Genomic DNA, 18,665 nt, shown 5'->3' with positions numbered 1-18,665 from the left:
TGTATCATGAAAGTGCTTTACCCGGATTTGCAGGATTAATTATTTTAAGGCCTGCAATTTTTGAGAAGTCTGTGTGATTGCTTGTTAATAGTTTGCATCCATACGAAATTGCAGATGCCGCAATAATACTGTCAGGAAGTTTTATAGCATACTTTTTTCGTAATTCAATTGTTTTATTGGCTATAAGTTCATCCAGATGAATTATTGATGCAGAATCAACAATAACTTTAAATATTTTTTCTTCTTTAGGAGTTATATTCTTAAAGCCAAGTAGTTCTATTTTATTTATGATTGAAATGTAGAATTGCACATCCAGAACTTGATCAATAAAATTTAAGGACTCAACTGGAAGCTTAGCGGCCAGATAATCTATGAAAACATTAGTATCTATAAGGTATTTCTGTTCCATCCTGACCTCATTAATTCAAGCTGATTTCTTAATTCATTTGATTTTTTTATCGATATAGTGCCTCTTAAGGATTTCGATAGACTACTTTTCTTCCTAGTTTGATCAGAAACCAATTTTATAAGATCTGCATCTTCCAAATCCTTCAATATTTTTAATGCTTTGCTATGCCGTAATTGAATGGTGATAGTTTTCATACAGAAATATAAGTTGAAAAGGTATAAAAAAATCAGAGCAAATTTAAATTAATTTCAATGCCTCAGGAAGGGTAAAAACAGGTTGCTTACACGACTTATCCCGGCAAACGTAAAAGGTGGTTTGGTTTCCTATGGCCTTTTTATCTTTCACTAACGGAAGGTTGCTGTGGCCTACTGCGCCCATAAATAGGGCGAATGGTAAAAAATGTTTTTGGAGTTCATTTTTATGGATGATGGCATCTGGTCCTACGAGTACAACTTCTGCGTAGCCCGAAATACTTTCCATCAGGGCAATCCCCCAATGCGACATGTAGTTAGGTTCTTTCTGAATAAGTTCAGCAACGTTATTCACCATACGTTCCGCCAATTGCTTCCATTCCGTAGTGTCGAGAAAAGTACACAGTTGTAGAAGATTGATGGTCATCACGCTGTTGGACGAAGGGATTACATTATCGAAAATTTCTTTCTTTCGGGTGATCAGTTTTTCGGCTTTCAGACTGGAATAAAAGAATAGCCCATCGGTTTCGTCATAGAAATTTTTAATGACGTATTCCACTATGGCCGATGCCTTTTGTAGCCATTGTTCATTGAAATCGGCCTGATAAAGTTTGATGTATGCTTGTATGAGAAAAGCATAGTCTTCCAGAAACCCTTCCGTGGGTGCTCGTTTACCTTTAAAGGAGCGGTAACAAACAGAACCATCCATCAGGTTTCGTTCAAGGAAATCTATGTTGGTTTGGGCACTATGAAGAAAACGCTCCTCAGTAAAAGCATGATAAGCATCAATCAGCCCCGCAATCATCATCGCATTCCAACCCGTGAGAATTTTATCATCTAATCCAGGTCGTATACGCGATTCACGAGCTTGCAGTAACGTTACTTTTGCTTTGTAAAGTAAGTGATGCCAGTTTTCTTTGTCCAGATTATTCCTGCTCAAGAAATTTTCTTCTTCCACGCGTTGATGAAGAATGTTCATGCCATGCTCCCAATTACCCGATTCGGTTACACCATAAAATTCGCAGAGCAACGCTGCATCAACTCCCAGAAGCCCGGTAAGTTCTGATTTTGTAAAACAATAAAATTTCCCTTCAACCCCTTCACTGTCGGCATCTATGGCTGAATAAAATCCACCCTCCGGATGTCTCATTTCGCGTTGAAGCCAGTTGAAGGTTTCGTACGCAACACGTTTGTAAGCTTCATTTCGGGTAAGCTTAAAGGCCTCTGAATACAAACTCAATAGTTGTGCATTGTCGTAAAGCATCTTTTCGAAATGGGGGGCAAACCACTCATTATCTACAGAGTATCGCGCAAAGCCACCGCCTACCTGGTCGTAAATTCCACCCTGAATGATTTTGGTTAAGGTAAGATTGATGTGTGAGAGTGCCTGTTCGTGTTTAGTGACCTGATGGTAACGCAAAAGCCATAACCATAGGGAGGGCATAATGAACTTTGGCGCCTTCTCCATTCCGCCCCAGGCCGTGTCAAATCTGCTCTCAAAGTTTTGGTAAATGGTGGATAAGATTTTCTCAGAATTTGGTTTTGGGTTGGTTGTAATGAATTTGGTAATATCACTTTTTGAAATGTGTCTGGTTAAATCTTCAGAAGAAGCAATTATCTCCTCTTTTCGGTTACGCCATGCCTGGTGAATGTTTTGAAGTATTTGCGCCCAGGCTTTGGGCGGAAAATAGGTGCCGCCATAAAATGGTTTTTGGTCAGGCGTTAAAAAAACATTGAGTGGCCACCCGCCATTGATGCCCATGGCTTGTACCGCATCCATATAAATCTGATCAATGTCCGGACGTTCTTCGCGATCTACTTTTATGCAAATGAAATAGTCGTTCATCAGGGCAGCGAGGTCTTCGTTCTCGAAACATTCTCGCTCCATAACGTGGCACCAATGGCACGAGGAATAACCAATGCTCACCAAAATAGGCTTATCTTCCACTTTCGCCTTTTGCAAAGCCAGGTTTCCCCATTCGTGCCAGTCTACCGGGTTGTAGGCATGCTGGAGCAGATAAGGCGAGGTGGCATGAATAAGCTGGTTTGGGGGGTTGGGTTTAGAAGTACTGTCCATTACTTGGGGTATGAATAGTGCCCGATGATTTTGTAACTAAAAAGACAGTCGGAAATCTCCTGGCCATTTCCGATATTATGAACAATCAGATTGCGAAGGCCGTCATTAGATTTCTGATGGATAACAATTCCGATATGGGTTAGGTTTCCTCTCAGATTCCAGGCAACGATATCACCGGGTAAATAATCAGAGGGGTTCTTAGTAATGGGTTTTGTTATACCGTGCCGTGCAAAAAATACCATCAGGTTGGGCACTCTTCGGTGATCAATATTTTTATCAGGTTTGGTTAAACTCCAGTTTTTAGGATAATGGTTGAAATGAGCCGCCATGTCACGGTGAACTTCAACCTGAAGATCAATACCCAATTTGCGGTATGCGCGGATGATGACATCGGTACACACCCCGCGATCGGCCGGCACATCGCCTCCCGGATAATCAATTTTAAAATAGGAGGGATCGTAAATAACCCGGTCGTTTGTTAAAGCAACGGCAGCATTAGCCAATGTATGTTCTGTAGCTTGAGCATATGCGCCTACACCATACAATAGCAGCAAGGCTCTGAGCAGTTGGTTCATACAAGTTGGTTTTTTACCCAGGCAAGTTCTTCGTCAACGGATACTGTAGATTTGACTTCATTTAATTGGGACATCAGCTCTTTCAGGAATGCCTGGTGTGCCGGAGAAGTCACATGAAACGGTTTGTGCTTTAAACCGGATTGTATTTTTTTCCATTTTTCCAGGAAGGTGAGGGTTTCCGCATCGAAATAAGCCTGAGTGAATTTTTCCCAGATATACGCCTCAGCATCGGAAGAGGGGTGGATCATGTCGGATTTGTAAAAGCGGTAATCACGTAAGTCATCCAGCATAATTTCATAAGAAGGGAAGTAGTGCACGTCAGCATGCTGTTCGGTGAGTGTATTACACGCGATGCGCAAGGTGGATTTGCTTACGCTATTTAATTCCAGGGTGTCTTTTACATGCCGTACAGGGCTAACCGTGAGTATGATTTGAAGATTGGGGTTAACGGATTTCAGTTGTTCATACGTTTCTTCAAATGAATCGAGTATTCGTTTTTGCGTGATTAACTTTTTTTCGAAGAGGTGGGAAGGGAGCTTATGACAATTCGATACGGGTTCACCGGAATCTTTTCTTGTATAAATCCATGCGGTGCCGTAGGTAATCATTAACCATTTTGCAGATTTCAAAAAGTTGTGTGTTTGTACAATTCTTTCCTTAAGCATGTCTTTTAATTCGTGTTGAGATAAAGCCGACAAGCCTGAATGGAAATCGTAATTTAAAAAGATGCCATTGTTTTCAATGAATGAATTAGGTTCAGGTTGAGCATGGGTACTTGAAAAGTTGAGTAACTTATGTAGTGATATTGGGTTGTAAACAGTTCCAAATGGATTTTTCAAAACACGGAACTTTGAACTTATCAATTGCTCACCCATAGTATCGGCAAAGCAGGACCCAAGGGTTAGTACAGGATCATGAATCGATAGTTGTTTTTTCGATTTCTCAACCTCAACTTCTGTACGAAAATTTTGCATAACTATGGCGGTGATGCCTTCAAGATACATTTTCAATGAAGGATTTGCACATCAGCTACAAAAAATCTATAAAACAAAAAAGCCCCGTGGTGGCGGGGCTTTTTAAAAGATTGCATAGCTTATTCAGCTACTACATTTATTTTGAGTTCGTGCTTCACTTCTTTGTGTAGATCAAGTGTAGCGGTATAAGAACCCAGTTGCTTGGGCTGTTCCTTGAAATGAACTTTTTTACGGTCCACTTCAAAACCTTTGGCCTTTAAAATATCGGCAACCTGAACGGCTGTAACCGCTCCAAAAATTTTACCGCTTTCACCGGCTTTGGTTTTCAGTTCAATGGTTAAGTCACCAATTTTCGCGGCAAGTGCTTCAGCATCTTGCTTAAGTTTGGCAGCCTTATGGGCCATCTGGCGGATGTTCTCCGCTACCTGGCGCTTGTTGGAGTCGTTGGCAATTAATGCAAGTCCGTTAGGTATAAGGAAGTTACGACCGTAACCTGCTTTTACCTTAACAGTGTCATTCTTATAGCCAAGACCTTGTACATCTTGTTTTAATATTACTTCCATCTTCGGATCAGTTTATCAGTTCGACAATTACTTTAAAGAATCACCGGTGTACGGAAGAATAGCCATGTGGCGTGCGCGCTTTACAGCTTGCGAAACTTTCTTCTGGAATTTCCAGCTGGTACCGGTAAGCCTGCGGGGTAAAATTTTACCCTGCTCGTTAATAAACTTCAACAGGAAGTCAGGATCTTTATAGTCGATGTACTTGATGCCGTTTTTCTTAAAGCGGCAGTACTTGGGTTTTAATTCAACCCGCTTGATAGGTTCGTTCTGTAATGTCATTTGGCAAGCTCCTCCTCAGTTTTACGTACCGGTTTACGGTTGTTTTTGTTGAATTCTCCTTTGCGTCTTCTTTCGTTGTACGTAAGGGCATTTTTGTCAAGGGTGATGGTCAAAAAGCGCATCACCGATTCATCGCGTCTGTACTCCGTTTCGAGCGTGTTGATCAGTTCGGGAGATGCCGAAAATTCGATGAGGTTATAGAAGCCGGTCGACTTTTTCTGGATGGGATATGCCAGTTTGCGAAGACCCCAATGCTCGATGTTTAAAATCTGGGCATTGCCTTTCTTTAACACGTTCACGAACTTTTCGACAGTATCCTTCATCTGTTCTTCAGACAAAACGGGATTCAAAATGAATACTGTCTCGTAATTGTTCATAATTGTTTAGTTGTGTTTAAAATGAGGGTGCAAAGATAGAAAATGGCCCCGAAATGAAAAAATCGGGTTTTAAAGTTCTTTTGTCTTAAAATACTCTGTTTTTGGGCCATTTTGAGCTAAAACGGTGATCAACCATGGTGTTAAGGACGCTATTTTTTTCGGCATGCTTGTTTTCGGCTGTATGGGTATATGCGAATACCGAGGTAAAACATTTTTCAATAGAACTGGCGGGACTTAAAATAGGGGAACTGACGGCAACCCGAAAGACCATTGACACCCTAACTCATTACTACATTGAAAGCAAGGTGAGCTTTTGGTTATTTATGAAGGTCAATGTACATCATGTCCAAACAGCAGTTTACCACCGTAACAAGCTGCTGTCTTCCACCGTAAAAACCCGCTCCAATCGGGGCGATTTCAGTTCTTCGGTGATCTGGGATAACAGGCAATATGTTGTAAAGGTTGATATGTATAAGTATAAGCATGATGGTGTTATAGGATCGCCTATCAACTTTAATGTAATGCGTTTTTTCTTTGATGAACCCACTCATGTCAGCTCCGTTTTGGCCGATGGTAATGGTTTGATGGCACCTGTGGCCTTTGTAAAAAAATCGTATTACGAAGTAAATGTGCGTGGTGAGCGCAACAAGTATTTTTTTAAGGAAGGTAAATTGCAGCGTGCGGTTATGGATAACAGCATTAAGAACTACGAAATAGTTTTGCGCACGGATTAGTAAAATCGCTGGCTTCTGCAGAGAAGCCAATATTGAAAAAAAACAAACACGAGCTGATTTAAAAAAATTTTTATCTTGCCTCATGGATTATATTGTTAGTGGAATTCAACAGGTTGGAATTGGTGTTAAAGATGCTGAGGAGGCATGGGCCTGGTACCGTAAACATTTTGGGTTTGACGTGCCTATTTTCAAAGATTCGGCACAAGCATCACTGATGACACGTTATACCTCAGGCATTGCCGAGAGCCGTTATGCCATATTGGCTATGAACCTGCAGGGCGGGGGAGGTTTCGAGATATGGCAGTATACATCAAAAGAGCCCCAGGCGGCTTCTTTTATTCCACAACTGGGCGATACCGGTGTTTATGCCGTAAAACTTAAATCCAGTAATGTTGTAAAGGCTTATGATTTTTTAAAAAGCAAGAACGCAAACGTACTTACAGGGCCAGCACAATGCCCGGATGGCCGTATGCATTTTTATGTTGCCGATCCTTACAACAATATTTTTGAAATCATCGAGAGTGACAGTTGGTTTAAACGGAAGTCGTTTCCGAATGGAGGTGTGTCTGGCGTAACCATTGGGGTGTCGGACATTAATCAGTCGGTTGGGCTGTATAAAAATATTTTAGGCCACAACTCCGTTGCGTACGATGTTACCGGGAACTTTGCCGATTTAAAAGGTGTGGCTGGTGGCCAATCGTCATTCCGGAGGGTATTACTCAAAGCCCATGCACCATGTAAGGGAGCATTCGGAAACCTCCTGGGTTCAACCGAGATTGAATTGGTAGAAGTGAAAGACCGGAAGCCCAGTAAAATTTATGAAAGCCGCAACTGGGGCGACTTGGGCTTTATCCATGTGTGCTTTGATATACGGGGCATGAAAAACCTGGGGAAGCGTTGTACCGAAGTTGGCAATTCATTTACGGTTGATAGCAGCAACTCATTCGATATGGGTAAGGCTGCAGGACACTTTTCATACATTGAGGACCGTGACGGTACATTAATTGAGTTTGTTGAAACACATAAGATACCCATTGTTGAAAAGTTAGGCTGGTTTCTGGATATCAAAAACAGGCCCATGGAAAAACCCCTTCCGAATTGGATGCTGGGCATGTTGGCTGTTAACCGCGTTAAGGATTAATACCTGTTTTTTATTTTACTGAAAACTGCCCGCTCCCCATTTTATAATCATCGCAATACACTTCAAGCGTATAGGTGCCCGGTGCATAATCTGAACCCTTGTCATAGAGGTAGGTGAGTTTCTGGCGTGTATTGTCAAACAATATTTCCTGGGCGGCTGTGTAAAACTCTTCCTTGTTATTGTAGATGAAAGTGCCCGAACCGCGGGCCACATCAAATAGTACCTGCCCATTTTGGTCAACAATACGAATCATGATTTTCTTGCCTTCAATAGGGGCCACGTTATTTTCGGCCAGGTTAAATTCAATTTTAATATTCCCTACCTGACGGTTCCGGAAAGGTGATTCCCGTTCTTTGCCCCTGTCATTTACGGCTACAATTCGGATGTTCTCTGCCTTAAGCTGAGAAGCCAGGTTTACTTTGCCGGCCAGTTCTTCTTTGGTTTGTGTAAGGCGGTTAATAGAATCGCCCAGTATATTTTTTTGAACTTTTAAGGTAGTGTTTTCAGTGAGCAATTGCTTGTTTACGTTTTTAAGGCGTTCAATCTCCTCATCTTTATTTTTCAGCAGGAGTTCATAGCCTTCAACCTTATCTTTAAGTTCTTTTATTACCTGTCCGTTTGCCCTGCGTGTTCTTTTCAATTCATTCTCAATCTCTTCCTTGGCCTTGGTTAGTTCACTGATGTCGCCACCGAGGCGTTTTATCTCGGCTATACGTTGGTCTAATTCGGTGCTGATTTCATCCAGGCGCTGCATGGTGGTGGCTAGTTGTTCTTCGGTAGAAGATTTCTCTACGCGCAACTGGTCGCGTTCCTGCTTATTGAAATAGCTGCTTACAAACTGAACGACAATGATCACGGAAAGGATAGCGATGATAATCGCATACTTTTGATTTGATTTTTTTGAAGCTTCCGGTTGCTCGTTTTTTACAGGTTCAGCCATACGAAGGTTTTATAAGATGATGCAAAAATAAACCTATTTAAGGCTATTCCAACGCTTAAAACTGTAATACAACGTGTTGTTTGTTTAGTGAGGGGTCCAAAAATACTATTCCGCACCTGAACAGATCGGCACTGGTATATACGAGCGGATGCCTTTTTATTTCGTTCCAGGCCTTTTCCATTTCGGGTGTATCGTGAATGTCATCCAGGATGATAATGCTTTTGTGATGGGTACGGGTAAGTATCGATTCGAAATAATGCAGTGTAGGTTCATACCGGTGATTGGCATCCATAAAGGCCAGGTCGATTTTCGGGATACGTGAAAGGGTAGCGTATAAAGTGTTGTCGAGATTGCCGGTAATGAGTTCAATGTTCCGGGCTCCTCCAAATTCAAAACTTATGGAGGCAATCTCTGCAATGGTGGCCGATCCTTCGAAGGAGTAAACTTTTGATTGCGGCCGTGCGGCCAGGTAAAGTGTATTAATGCCTAGTGATGTTCCTAACTCCAAAATCGTTTTTGCGTGGCAATAACCTGCAATCCGGTTATAAAGTGTAGAAAATTTTGCATCACTAAGGCTTAACCTGGCTATATCACTGATTTTTCGTTTCGTGCCCGCTATGTGTTTTGAACCGGCACCAAAATCTTCTACGTCAATTTCACGGTGGTCGTTTGATAGTTGTTTCCGCAACGATTCAATAATGGTAATGGCGATAACTTCACGCTTGACAACCTTCGTGTAAAAATCGAACAGGAAGGGCGAGTGCAGGGAGTGCTCATCAACGGCATCAAGCCAATAGTTGAAAAATGTTTTTATCTTAAAAAAGGCAGACAATCAATTTAATCGGATTGGGGCAATCATCACAAATTCAGGGATGATTATATTCAATTGGGTTCCGTCAACTATACGTTCCATCAGGTATGTTCCGGTCATTTTACCAATGCCCGATTTTAAATTACAGCCTGAAACATATTGGTGCGACTGGCCCGGTTCTAGTATGGGTTGCTGTCCAACAACACCTTCGCCTTCTACTTCACGCGGGGCATAACCTGCATCAACAATATACCAGTGCCTGCGCAATAACTGAATGGTATTTTCACTTTGATTTTCGATGGTAATCTTGTAGGTAAAAACATAGTGGTACTGACTGGGACTGGAGTAGGCCGGTTGGTATTCCGTTTCCACGGTTACGCGTATTCCTTGGGTTATTTCAGTTACCATGCGTTTCAAAAATATTAATTTTTTGGAATTAAAAATGTTTAACGAAAATTCGGATTTATTTTCCACCAGAATACCACAATGGACGTCAAAATAGCACATTCCTGGAAGCTGAGATTAACCGGGGAATTTGATAAACCGTACTTTCAGCACCTGATTGCGTTTGTGAAGTCTGAGTACCAATCGGCTGTTGTTTATCCCCCCGGCCGTGAAATATTTAAAGCTTTTGATGCCTGTGATTTTGATGATGTAAAGGTGGTGATCATTGGCCAGGATCCCTATCACGGCCCCGGGCAGGCCAATGGATTATGTTTTTCGGTGCATGATGGTGTGCGTGTGCCGCCCTCGCTGGTGAACATCTTTAAAGAAATTCATGCTGATTTAGGTAAGCCCATTCCTTCCTCGGGTGATCTTGAACGTTGGGCGAGGCAAGGCGTGTTACTGCTTAATGCAACCCTTACCGTTCGGGCTTCTTCACCGGGTTCGCACCAGAATAAAGGGTGGGAAACATTTACTGATGCAGTGATAAAAAAAATATCCGATGAAAAATCCAATGTCGTTTTTCTTTTATGGGGCGCTTATGCGCAGAAGAAAGGAGAAATAATAGATCGATCCAGGCACCTTGTGCTCATGTCGGCACACCCTTCTCCCTTTTCAGCCGACAGGGGATTTTTTGGTTGTAGGCATTTCAGTAAGGCCAATGAATATTTAAAAAGTAAAGGATTGAAGGAAATAGATTGGTGAGAACGGGGTTTGCGGTTTCGGTTTCGCGTTATCATCGGTTAACCTGTAAACTTCAAACTCGTACCTCGTACTTTGTACCTTGCAACCCGTTCGGTTACTCGATCATCTTAAAGAATCTTTTCCACCGAATTTTATTCAGGAATTTCTGGTTAGGGTCAATTGACAACCAAATGAAAAACCCTTTCCCAACAATGTGATCTTCCGGAACAAAGCCCCAATAACGCGAGTCGAGTGAGTTGTGACGGTTATCACCCATCATGAAATAATAGTTTTGGTTAAATGTGTAAGAGGTTACCGCTTGTCCGTTAATCAGTAATTTTTTGTTCTCGATTTTAGCATCGCTTTGGTGGTCATAGGCGGTAATGATGTACCCATACAACGCTAATGTTGAGTCGTTAATGGAAATTGTTTCTCCACGTTTCGGGATCCACAGTGGGCCAAAGTTATCAAGGCTCCATTTCAATTTGTTCTCGAAGCCTGCTCCATAACCATAGTATTCGGAGAAAGGGAATATTCCAATTGTTGACTCATTCTCTTCCCTTATCACCGACTTGATGTACGACAGGCCTTTCATTTCTTCGGCTGTTGTTGGGTTAAGCCACATAATGTATTCAACGGTACTGTCATCGGGTCGTCCAAGCACCTGGTAGTCTTCAGCACCAATGCCCAATTTATCCAGGTTACGCTCGTTAATAATTCCGGTAGCTTTAACCTTGTAGCTCCACTGCACCAGGGGGTGGTCTTTGAATTCCTTACCGTTAACCAAAATCTTACTGTCAACAATCTGTAAGGTTTCACCGGCCGCGGCTACGCATCGTTTAATGTAGTTTGTTTTCAGGTCAACAGGGTAGTCCTTGTTTTCATTTAACCGTTTAGGCGGAATGTTGAACACTACCACATCTCCACTTTTAACTTCGCTTATACCGGGTAGCCGGTATTGGGGCAATTGGATCCAATCGACATAGGAAGGAAGTTCAGTAAACCAAATTTTTTGATGCGTTAGCGGAAGTTGCAACGGTGTTTTTGGGGTTCGGGTGCCATAATGGAATTTGCTAACGAACAAAAAGTCGCCAACCAATAATGAATTTTCCATGGAAGGTGTTGGTATGGTGTAGGCTTCCATGATCAACCACCGAATGAGGGTTGCGGCAATCACGGCAAAGGTTATGGCTTCAGTCCATTCGGTAAGTACCGATTTCTTTTCTTCAGGGGGCAATTGATCGAATTTGCCCAGGTATTTTGCCGAGGGGCTTAAGCCCAGGTAGATCAGGTAAAAGAATCCGGTGAAAATGATCAGGATCTGGCTCCATAGTGAATTTCGGCCATAGCACCGTAAAACTTCAAAAATCAGCACATAGTAGGCAAAGAAATTTACTACTGGTATAACCAGGTAGATAAACCACCAGGTGGGTTTGCCCACTACATCTTTCATTAGTACAAATTCAGAGTAAAAGGGGATAAGGGATTTCCAGCCTTCAAGGCCGGCTTTCTCAAATAGTTTCCAGTACCCAACAGTAACACCAAGCCTGATTATTAAAAAGGTAAGAAGTATTGTGTTCACGTTATCGTTAATTTAAAGCCTGCAAATAAAAGTATTATCCATCAGAATTGTAAAAAATCGTCCATCGACAACACGCCTTTTTTACCGGGCAGCCATTCCGCCACCAGCACGGCACCTTTTGCAAAGCCTTCACGCGAATGGGCCGTGTGGCGTATTTCAATGTCATCGATAGGGGATGAGTATTTAATAAGATGAGTGCCCGGTATGTCATCGATCCGGAAAGAACTTATGGGTAATTCACCCGGGCTGGTGGATTTTTCTTTCACCCATCTTTTTAATGCGGGTATGTGATTCATTATGCCTTCTGCCAACGTAATAGCCGTTCCGCTTGGGGCATCCATTTTTGCCGTATGGTGTATTTCGTCAATGTGCACAGCGTATTCTTTCTGATCGCGCATCATGGAAGCCAGGTATTGGTTGAGCCTGAAAAAGATATTGACCCCAACGCTGAAGTTAGACGCATAAAAAAAGCTGCCATTACATTGAAGGGTAAGTTTTTCGATCTCTTGTTTTCGGTCCATCCAACCTGTTGTGCCGCACGCTACCGGAATGTTGTTTTCGATACAGAATTTAACGTTTTCAAAGGCTGCTTCGGGTTGCGAAAATTCAATGGCCACATCTGCCGAAGCAGAATGCAGTTCATGGCGATTCGAGGAGGTTATCTTGCCTGCAATAACATGCCCGCGCTCCAACGCAATACGTTCAATAATTTTCCCCATTTTTCCATAACCCAACAACAGGATTTTCATAGGCTTACGTATAAAATTTTATCCGAGTAATTAATTACCAAACCAAAACTCAGGGATGCAAGTATACAGGTTATGAAGGAAAAGACGCGCCTAAAAACGTAGCTTTAAGGATATTCCGCCCATGCGGCCGGTAAGTAATTCATTGCTGAACGTTGGCTCTACGCGAACTTGCAAATTTGGATTGAGGTCAAATTCCTTAAGGTGGGCATCTACATGGGCATCCACCATTTGAAGCACATACACACCCATCATGATGATGATCATAAAATCACGTTCTCGCCTGAACCGATCCGTTATGGTACGTAATTGTGCAGTGGTGAAACGGACATTTGGGTTGATGGCACTGGGGCTTGAAAGGCCGTTTTCAAGATTGTAAAATAATTCCCCTCGGTATTTCCGGTACCCTTCCTGGTAAAAATTAATCGCGTATGCGGTAGCCCCTATGCCGCCATACACCAATGGAAGTTTCCAGTATTTTTTTGTATACACTTGCCCCAGGCCGGGCAGTACGGCAGCAAAAAGAATTGCTTTTCGAGGGTCGTACCGAGTGGCGTAAGAGGTAAGTTTAACCGTGTCGCGGCCTGCGGGCGAAAGCAAAACTGTATCACGTTGTGCGGTTGCGCTTACGCAATAGGTTATGAAGAGTACTGCAACTAGTTTTTTCATTCCGGTTTTTTCGCCTGTGCAAAGGTACCGGAATTAATGCATCCTCAGGATGTCCAATATCCGGTTTAAATCTTCTACCGACAGGAAAGGGATTTTTATCTCGCCCTTTTTGCCATCACTTTTCACAACAACACGGGTGCCAAAGTGTGATGAAAGTTGGGATTGGAGATTGGAAATTTCGCGGTTTGCTGTTGACGGGGCACCGGGCGTCTCTTTGGTTTGCGCTTGTGCACCAAGCGACCTTACCAATTCTTCAACTTTCCGTACAGATAAATCCTCGGCCAGTGTCTTTTTAAAGATAAATAACTGTTGGTCGGGGTTTTCAACATTAATGATGGCACGGGCATGCCCCATGGTGATTTTATTATCACGAACAGCAATCTGAACATCGGGCGGAAGCTTAAGCAGTCGAAGGTAATTGGTTACGGTAGCCCTGTTTTTGCCCACACGTTCCCCGAGTTGCTCCTGATTAAGGTTACACTCTGAAATCAGCCGCTGATAACTCAACGCAATTTCTATAGCGTTCAAGTTTTCACGTTGTATGTTTTCAATCAGGGCCATCTCCAGCATTTGCTGGTCATCGGCCGATCGCACATAGGCGGGAATGGTTTTTAAACCGGCCAGTTGAGAGGCCTGGAACCTGCGCTCACCAGAGATGAGTTGATACTGATCGCGGGCTAATCTCCGAACCGTAATCGGCTGGATGATGCCGTGCACTTTGATGGACTCGGCAAGTTCCTGCAACGACTCCTTATCGAAATGAGTACGCGGCTGAAACGGGTTTACTTCAATCTGACCAATTGGAATTTCGGAAATGCTTCCGGAAGGGGAGGGATGGACAACCGGAAGGTCTGATTCCAGGCGTTCTTCGTTTTCGCTGTCGCTAAGCAGGGCATTAAGCCCTCTTCCCAATGCTTTTTTCTTACTCATTTCGTAGAATTTTTATCAATTACTTCGTGCGCCAAATTCAGGTAGCTAATGGCACCCTTGCTTTCGGCATCATGCACAATGGCCGGCAAACCAAAACTTGGTGATTCACTAAGTTTTACATTGCGGGGAATGATAGTCTGAAAGGTCATTTTACTGAAGTGTGTACGCACTTCTTCCACCACCTGGTTACCCAGGCTGGTTCGCGAATCGTAAAGTGTCAATAAGATGCCTTCAATCTCCAACCTCGGGTTAAGCCGGGTTTGTATAATTTTTATGGTGTTGAGCAATTTGCCTAAACCTTCCAGCGCAAAGTACTCACATTGTACCGGTATTATCACCGAATCGGCTGCGGTAAGGGCGTTAATGGTAATGAGCCCCAGCGAGGGTGAACAATCGATGATAATGTAATCGTACTGGCCTTTTACTTTTTCAAGGGCATTGCGCATTTTTTCTTCCCGGCTTTCAATGCTAACCATTTCCACTTCGGCACCTACCAGGTCGATGTGGGAGGGAAGGATGTCAAGAAATTTGATCTGGTCGTTTTTGATAATGGCTTCTCGCGGATCAATGCCATCGATCATGCATTCGTACAAACCAGTCTCAACTTCTTTGGGATTAATACCCAGGCCTGAAGTTGAGTTGGCTTGCGGATCGGCATCAACCAGTAGTGTGCGTTTTTCCAAAACTGCTAAGCTGGCAGCCAGGTTTATGGCTGATGTGGTTTTACCTACGCCACCTTTTTGATTCGCAATCGCTATGATCTTTCCCATTCGTTGGTTCACTAGATGTTAATCGCTAAAAAAAATAAGTCCTGACGGGTTGGCGTCAGGACTGCAAATATAGATGAATGGATTAGGCGCGTGGAACCCTGTGGAACGTATTTGTCCACATTCCATTCACACCCAAATGTTGATTAGTTTTGAAAGCTGCCTAATTCTTTTTCTTCTTTTTCCGGGCTTCCTCCGATTGCTTGCGGGCTTCTTCACTGGCTTTCATGGCTTCTTCAAGTTTACTCATGAAGCGCGATTTCTTAACGGTACCGGAGGCCATCATCTTGCGATGGTTCTCCATCACTTCTTTGATTTTATCCTCGTTCACAAAGCGTTTAATAATCGCTTGTTGTCCGAAGGTTACCAGGTTGGTTATAAAGTAGTAAAAGCTTAAACCCGCTGGGAACGAATTAAGTACAAACAAAAAGATAATGGGCATCATGTACGACATGGACTTCATGGGGCCTTGCACCGATGAGATTTGATTGTTCTGCCAGGTATACACCAGCGTAGAAACGGTCATTAGCAAGGTAAACAAGCTCACATGGTCGCCATAAAATGGAATGGTAAACGGCAAGTTTAGTATGGAGTCATACGTGGAAAGATCCTCGGCCCACAAGAATGATTGCTGGCGCAGTTCAATACTGTTCGGGAACAAATAAAACATCGCAAACAGGATTGGCATCTGCAAGACCAACGGAATACATCCGCTTAACGGATTAACTCCTGCTTGCTGATAGAGCTTCATTTGCTCCTGCTGCACCTTGGTCATGTCTTCACCAAACTTCTCCTTGATTTCGTCAAGCTCAGGTTTCAACACCTTCATCTTCGCCATACTTAAATAAGAGCGGTAGGAGAGTGGCAATAGTATTATTCGAAGAATGATAACCAAAATGATAATGATCAATCCAAAATTACCAATGGTGTTGGTGAGGAAATAGAACACTGGGAAGATCACAAACTTATTGATCCAGTATACCGGAGGCCATCCCAGGTAAACGTTTTTCGCAAAACTTTCTGTTACCTTTCCCAGCTCTTTGTAATCGTTGGGTCCAAAATAGAGGGCGTAGTTGGCGTTGCCTTCCGTAACTTCTTTTGTTGGAATCTTAATTTTTACAGTGGCACGCTTGACCACCGTAGGGTCGGAAGTATTGACGGACGTTTCAATTTCTCCGCCTTGAAATCCTTTTTCAGAAATGATGGACGTCAGGAAAAATTTTTGTTTGATAGAAACCCAGTTCAGATTTCCTGAAAGTACCTCCCGCTCCGTATCTGTAGACCGCTGACTGAGTTCATCGAAGGAACCATTTTGATAGTAGGTGATGGTGGTGTTATTTCGGCTGTCATTAATATCTTTTTCAAGTGGACGAAGAATAGCATTCCAGTTCAGCTCCAACTCGTCAGAAAACTGTGTGGATGATCCGGATGACTTGATGGAGAAACCTATTTTAAATCCATTTTCAGGAATGGAATAGATAAGCTTCCAGAATGCTCCTTCGGATAAATTAGGTGTGAATGTCAAAAAGGTGGTATCGGCTTTTTTAGTTTCACTTACCGAATAGTACAGGCCATGCAAATCAATTGCTTTACCGTTGTATTGCGTAAGTAACTTAAAGGTATTGGAGGAAGGATCGACCAATACCAAAGGTTTCCCATGATACGTCTTATAGTTTTTCAACTCCAGGCCCCTGATTGTTCCGCCTTTCGTGGAGAAGGTGATTTTCAAGTCGTTGGTCTCCAGGTGTTTTAATTCTTCCTGACCGGTGAGAGAAGTTGCGAGTTCACCCATAGAAGCAACTACAGTACTATCAGGTGAAGATGGCGTTGCGGTAGAATCAAGACTCGGTAAAGATTGATCAGTTAACGGTTGGTTAGCAGGCTGAGGCAAATCTTCTGGCTTGGGAGCAAACCAGGTGAAGTAGGCCAGTAACAATGCGGCAATTAATGTGAGGCCTATGGCGGAATTTCTATCCATTGTAAACGATTAAAAAAGTAATTAAGCAGTTAACGATTTCTTATACTTCACCGAAGCTTCTACAAATCCAACAAAAAGCGGATGAGGGTTCATAACGGTGCTTCGTAATTCAGGGTGATACTGCACACCTATAAACCAGGGATGATCTTTCAGTTCAACAACTTCCACCAGGTTTGAGTCAGGATTAATACCAACAGCTTTAAGTCCCGCCTCCTCAACTCGTTCAAGGTAAGCGTTATTAAATTCATACCGGTGTCGGTGGCGTTCTTGAATGGTTGTTTCACCATAAGCTTGCGCAGCCTTACTTCCTTTTTTCAGTTTACAGGTATAGGCTCCCAATCGCATGGTGCCACCTTTGGCGGTAATTTTTTTCTGGGCCTCCATCAGGTCAATAACCGGGTGCTTGGTTTTGGGATTGAGTTCGGTTGAACTCGCATCGTTCAAACCAACGACATGCCGGGCGAATTCAATCACGGCACATTGCATACCCAGACAAATGCCAAAAAACGGAATTTTGTTTTCACGGATGTAACGAATGGCTTCAATCTTTCCCTCCATGCCCCGCTCACCAAAACCAGGGGCAACTAAAATTCCATCTAATCCTTTAAACAAAGTGGGCACAGTTTCGGTGTTTATTTCTTCGGAGGATATCCACTTCAGGTTTACGCGGCAATCGTTCCGGGCACCGGCATGTACAAACGCTTCTACAATGGATTTATAAGCATCGGGTAGCGTCACATATTTACCCACCAGGCCAATGGTTACTTCTTCGATGGGATTTTTGAGTTTGCCCAGGAAATCCTTCCAATGTTCAAGATCGGGTTCGGCTTTACTTTGCAGTTTTAGTTTGGCCAGTACCCGCTCATCGAGTTTTTCCTTACGCATCAGTATGGGTACGTCATAAATCGTATCTGCATCGATAGCCTCGATTACTGAATTAAGATGCACATTACAGAACAAGGCCAGCTTTTTACGAATGTCCTGGGGTAAGTGCATCTCGGTGCGGCATACCAATATATCTGGTTGCACCCCATAGGAGAGCAGTTCTTTTACCGAGTGTTGTGTGGGCTTTGTCTTAAGTTCTTTGGCAGCTTTCAGATAGGGGATAAGCGTAAGGTGGATGACGAGTGCATTATTGGCGCCCAGGTCCCACTTCACCTGACGGACAGCTTCTATAAAAGGCAGTGATTCAATATCACCCACCGATCCACCAATTTCGGTGATGATAAAATCGTATTCACCGCTCTCACCCAATAAATAGATATTACGTTTTATTTCATCAGTGATGTGTGGAATTACCTGAACAGTTTTTCCAAGGTATTCCCCTTGCCGCTCCTTGGTGATGACATTATTATAGATGCGTCCCGTGGTGATGTTGTTGGCCTGTGAAGTAGGCACATTCAAAAAACGTTCATAATGCCCCAGGTCCAGGTCGGTCTCGGCACCATCGTTAGTCACATAGCACTCACCGTGCTCATAAGGATTGAGCGTTCCAGGGTCTATATTTATATAAGGATCAAATTTCTGGATGGTTACCTTAAAACCCCGGGCTTGCAGGAGCATGCCCAAAGAGGCTGAAATGATGCCTTTTCCCAGGGATGAGGTCACCCCTCCCGTAACGAAAATGTATTTAGCTGCCGACATGGATGGTTGTTACGGGGTGCAAAGGTAGGGTTTTAGGGTTAATAAACTATGGTAAGGTTACTTCTTTATCACCGATAGCCGGAGGTTACAAACCTTTGTCGTAGTGTATGTAATTCCTGAATTACCTCTACTGTCTACACGTTTGGCTGA

General features: G+C 43.1%; 20 protein-coding genes. 3 read left to right on the top strand and 17 right to left on the bottom strand.

The window, feature by feature from the left end; all coding sequences use genetic code 11:
- Positions 1–4: 4 nt before the first annotated feature.
- The 7 genes from KIT51_12545 to KIT51_12515 all read right to left on the bottom strand — a co-directional run bounded on the left by KIT51_12545 (position 5) and on the right by KIT51_12515 (position 5,445).
- A complete protein-coding gene (locus KIT51_12545) occupies positions 5–409 on the bottom strand; it encodes a type II toxin-antitoxin system VapC family toxin (protein ID UYN85697.1) in 405 nt (134 codons plus the stop codon).
- Between the two features lie 237 nt (positions 410–646).
- Positions 647–2,677, bottom strand: coding sequence for a thioredoxin domain-containing protein (locus KIT51_12540; GenBank protein ID UYN85696.1), 2,031 nt, complete (start codon positions 2,675–2,677; stop codon positions 647–649).
- Positions 2,677–3,252, bottom strand: coding sequence for a DUF1287 domain-containing protein (locus tag KIT51_12535; protein UYN85695.1), 576 nt, complete (start codon positions 3,250–3,252; stop codon positions 2,677–2,679). Before KIT51_12535 ends, KIT51_12540 begins: the two co-directional genes overlap by 1 nt.
- The gene (locus KIT51_12530; GenBank protein UYN85694.1) at positions 3,249–4,256 is read right to left on the bottom strand and encodes a GSCFA domain-containing protein; all 1,008 of its coding nucleotides are present in this window, start codon (positions 4,254–4,256) and stop codon (positions 3,249–3,251) included. Before KIT51_12530 ends, KIT51_12535 begins: the two co-directional genes overlap by 4 nt.
- Before the next feature lie 89 nt (positions 4,257–4,345).
- On the bottom strand, positions 4,346–4,789 hold the full coding sequence (gene rplI, locus KIT51_12525) for a 50S ribosomal protein L9 (protein UYN85693.1): 444 nt from the start codon (positions 4,787–4,789) through the stop codon (positions 4,346–4,348).
- 27 nt (positions 4,790–4,816) lie between these two features.
- Positions 4,817–5,068, bottom strand: coding sequence for a 30S ribosomal protein S18 (rpsR, locus tag KIT51_12520; GenBank protein ID UYN85692.1), 252 nt, complete (start codon positions 5,066–5,068; stop codon positions 4,817–4,819).
- The gene (locus KIT51_12515) at positions 5,065–5,445 is read right to left on the bottom strand and encodes a 30S ribosomal protein S6 (GenBank protein UYN85691.1); all 381 of its coding nucleotides are present in this window, start codon (positions 5,443–5,445) and stop codon (positions 5,065–5,067) included. Before KIT51_12515 ends, rpsR begins: the two co-directional genes overlap by 4 nt.
- 134 nt (positions 5,446–5,579) lie before the next feature.
- On the opposite strand from KIT51_12515, the gene KIT51_12510 reads away from it, so the two are divergent.
- On the top strand, positions 5,580–6,179 hold the full coding sequence (locus tag KIT51_12510) for a hypothetical protein (protein ID UYN85690.1): 600 nt from the start codon (positions 5,580–5,582) through the stop codon (positions 6,177–6,179).
- An 82-nt stretch (positions 6,180–6,261) separates the two neighbouring features.
- A complete protein-coding gene (locus KIT51_12505; GenBank protein UYN85689.1) occupies positions 6,262–7,320 on the top strand; it encodes a VOC family protein in 1,059 nt (352 codons plus the stop codon).
- 10 nt (positions 7,321–7,330) lie between these two features.
- On the opposite strand, the gene KIT51_12500 is transcribed toward KIT51_12505, so the two are convergent.
- Genes KIT51_12500 through apaG form a run of 3 tightly spaced genes read right to left on the bottom strand, consistent with a single transcriptional unit; the run spans position 7,331 to position 9,479 of the window.
- Positions 7,331–8,260, bottom strand: coding sequence for a chromosome segregation protein SMC (locus KIT51_12500; GenBank protein ID UYN85688.1), 930 nt, complete (start codon positions 8,258–8,260; stop codon positions 7,331–7,333).
- Positions 8,261–8,315: 55 nt separating this feature from the next.
- A complete protein-coding gene (locus KIT51_12495) occupies positions 8,316–9,092 on the bottom strand; it encodes a class I SAM-dependent methyltransferase (protein ID UYN85687.1) in 777 nt (258 codons plus the stop codon).
- Positions 9,093–9,479 (bottom strand): Co2+/Mg2+ efflux protein ApaG, encoded by a 387-nt coding sequence (apaG, locus tag KIT51_12490; protein ID UYN85686.1) that lies wholly within the window; start codon positions 9,477–9,479, stop codon positions 9,093–9,095.
- A gap of 78 nt (positions 9,480–9,557) precedes the next feature.
- Between apaG and ung the strand changes: the two genes are divergently transcribed.
- Positions 9,558–10,220: a uracil-DNA glycosylase gene (gene ung / locus KIT51_12485; GenBank protein UYN85685.1), complete on the top strand. Its 663-nt coding sequence runs from the start codon at positions 9,558–9,560 to the stop codon at positions 10,218–10,220.
- A gap of 94 nt (positions 10,221–10,314) precedes the next feature.
- On the opposite strand, the gene lepB is transcribed toward ung, so the two are convergent.
- From lepB to KIT51_12450, 7 genes are all read right to left on the bottom strand, one after another.
- A complete protein-coding gene (gene lepB / locus KIT51_12480) occupies positions 10,315–11,652 on the bottom strand; it encodes a signal peptidase I (GenBank protein UYN88584.1) in 1,338 nt (445 codons plus the stop codon).
- A gap of 170 nt (positions 11,653–11,822) precedes the next feature.
- On the bottom strand, positions 11,823–12,530 hold the full coding sequence (gene dapB, locus KIT51_12475; GenBank protein UYN85684.1) for a 4-hydroxy-tetrahydrodipicolinate reductase: 708 nt from the start codon (positions 12,528–12,530) through the stop codon (positions 11,823–11,825).
- 90 nt (positions 12,531–12,620) lie between these two features.
- Positions 12,621–13,196 carry a hypothetical protein gene (locus tag KIT51_12470; GenBank protein ID UYN85683.1) on the bottom strand — a complete coding sequence of 192 codons (576 nt, stop codon included), beginning with the start codon at positions 13,194–13,196 and terminating at the stop codon, positions 12,621–12,623.
- A gap of 33 nt (positions 13,197–13,229) precedes the next feature.
- On the bottom strand, positions 13,230–14,126 hold the full coding sequence (locus tag KIT51_12465; GenBank protein ID UYN85682.1) for a ParB/RepB/Spo0J family partition protein: 897 nt from the start codon (positions 14,124–14,126) through the stop codon (positions 13,230–13,232).
- Complete coding sequence (locus KIT51_12460; protein ID UYN85681.1) at positions 14,123–14,896, bottom strand: ParA family protein; 774 nt, start codon at positions 14,894–14,896, stop codon at positions 14,123–14,125. Before KIT51_12460 ends, KIT51_12465 begins: the two co-directional genes overlap by 4 nt.
- Before the next feature lie 160 nt (positions 14,897–15,056).
- The gene (yidC, locus tag KIT51_12455) at positions 15,057–16,871 is read right to left on the bottom strand and encodes a membrane protein insertase YidC (protein ID UYN85680.1); all 1,815 of its coding nucleotides are present in this window, start codon (positions 16,869–16,871) and stop codon (positions 15,057–15,059) included.
- Positions 16,872–16,892: 21 nt separating this feature from the next.
- Positions 16,893–18,515, bottom strand: coding sequence for a CTP synthase (locus KIT51_12450; protein ID UYN85679.1), 1,623 nt, complete (start codon positions 18,513–18,515; stop codon positions 16,893–16,895).
- Between the last annotated feature and the right edge of the window lie 150 nt (positions 18,516–18,665).

The sequence above is a fragment of the Cyclobacteriaceae bacterium genome (assembly GCA_025808415.1).
Taxonomy (GTDB): Bacteria; Bacteroidota; Bacteroidia; order Cytophagales; family Cyclobacteriaceae; genus UBA2336.
Note: the sequence above shows the minus strand (reverse complement) of the source record. Positions and strands in the feature narration are given on the sequence as shown.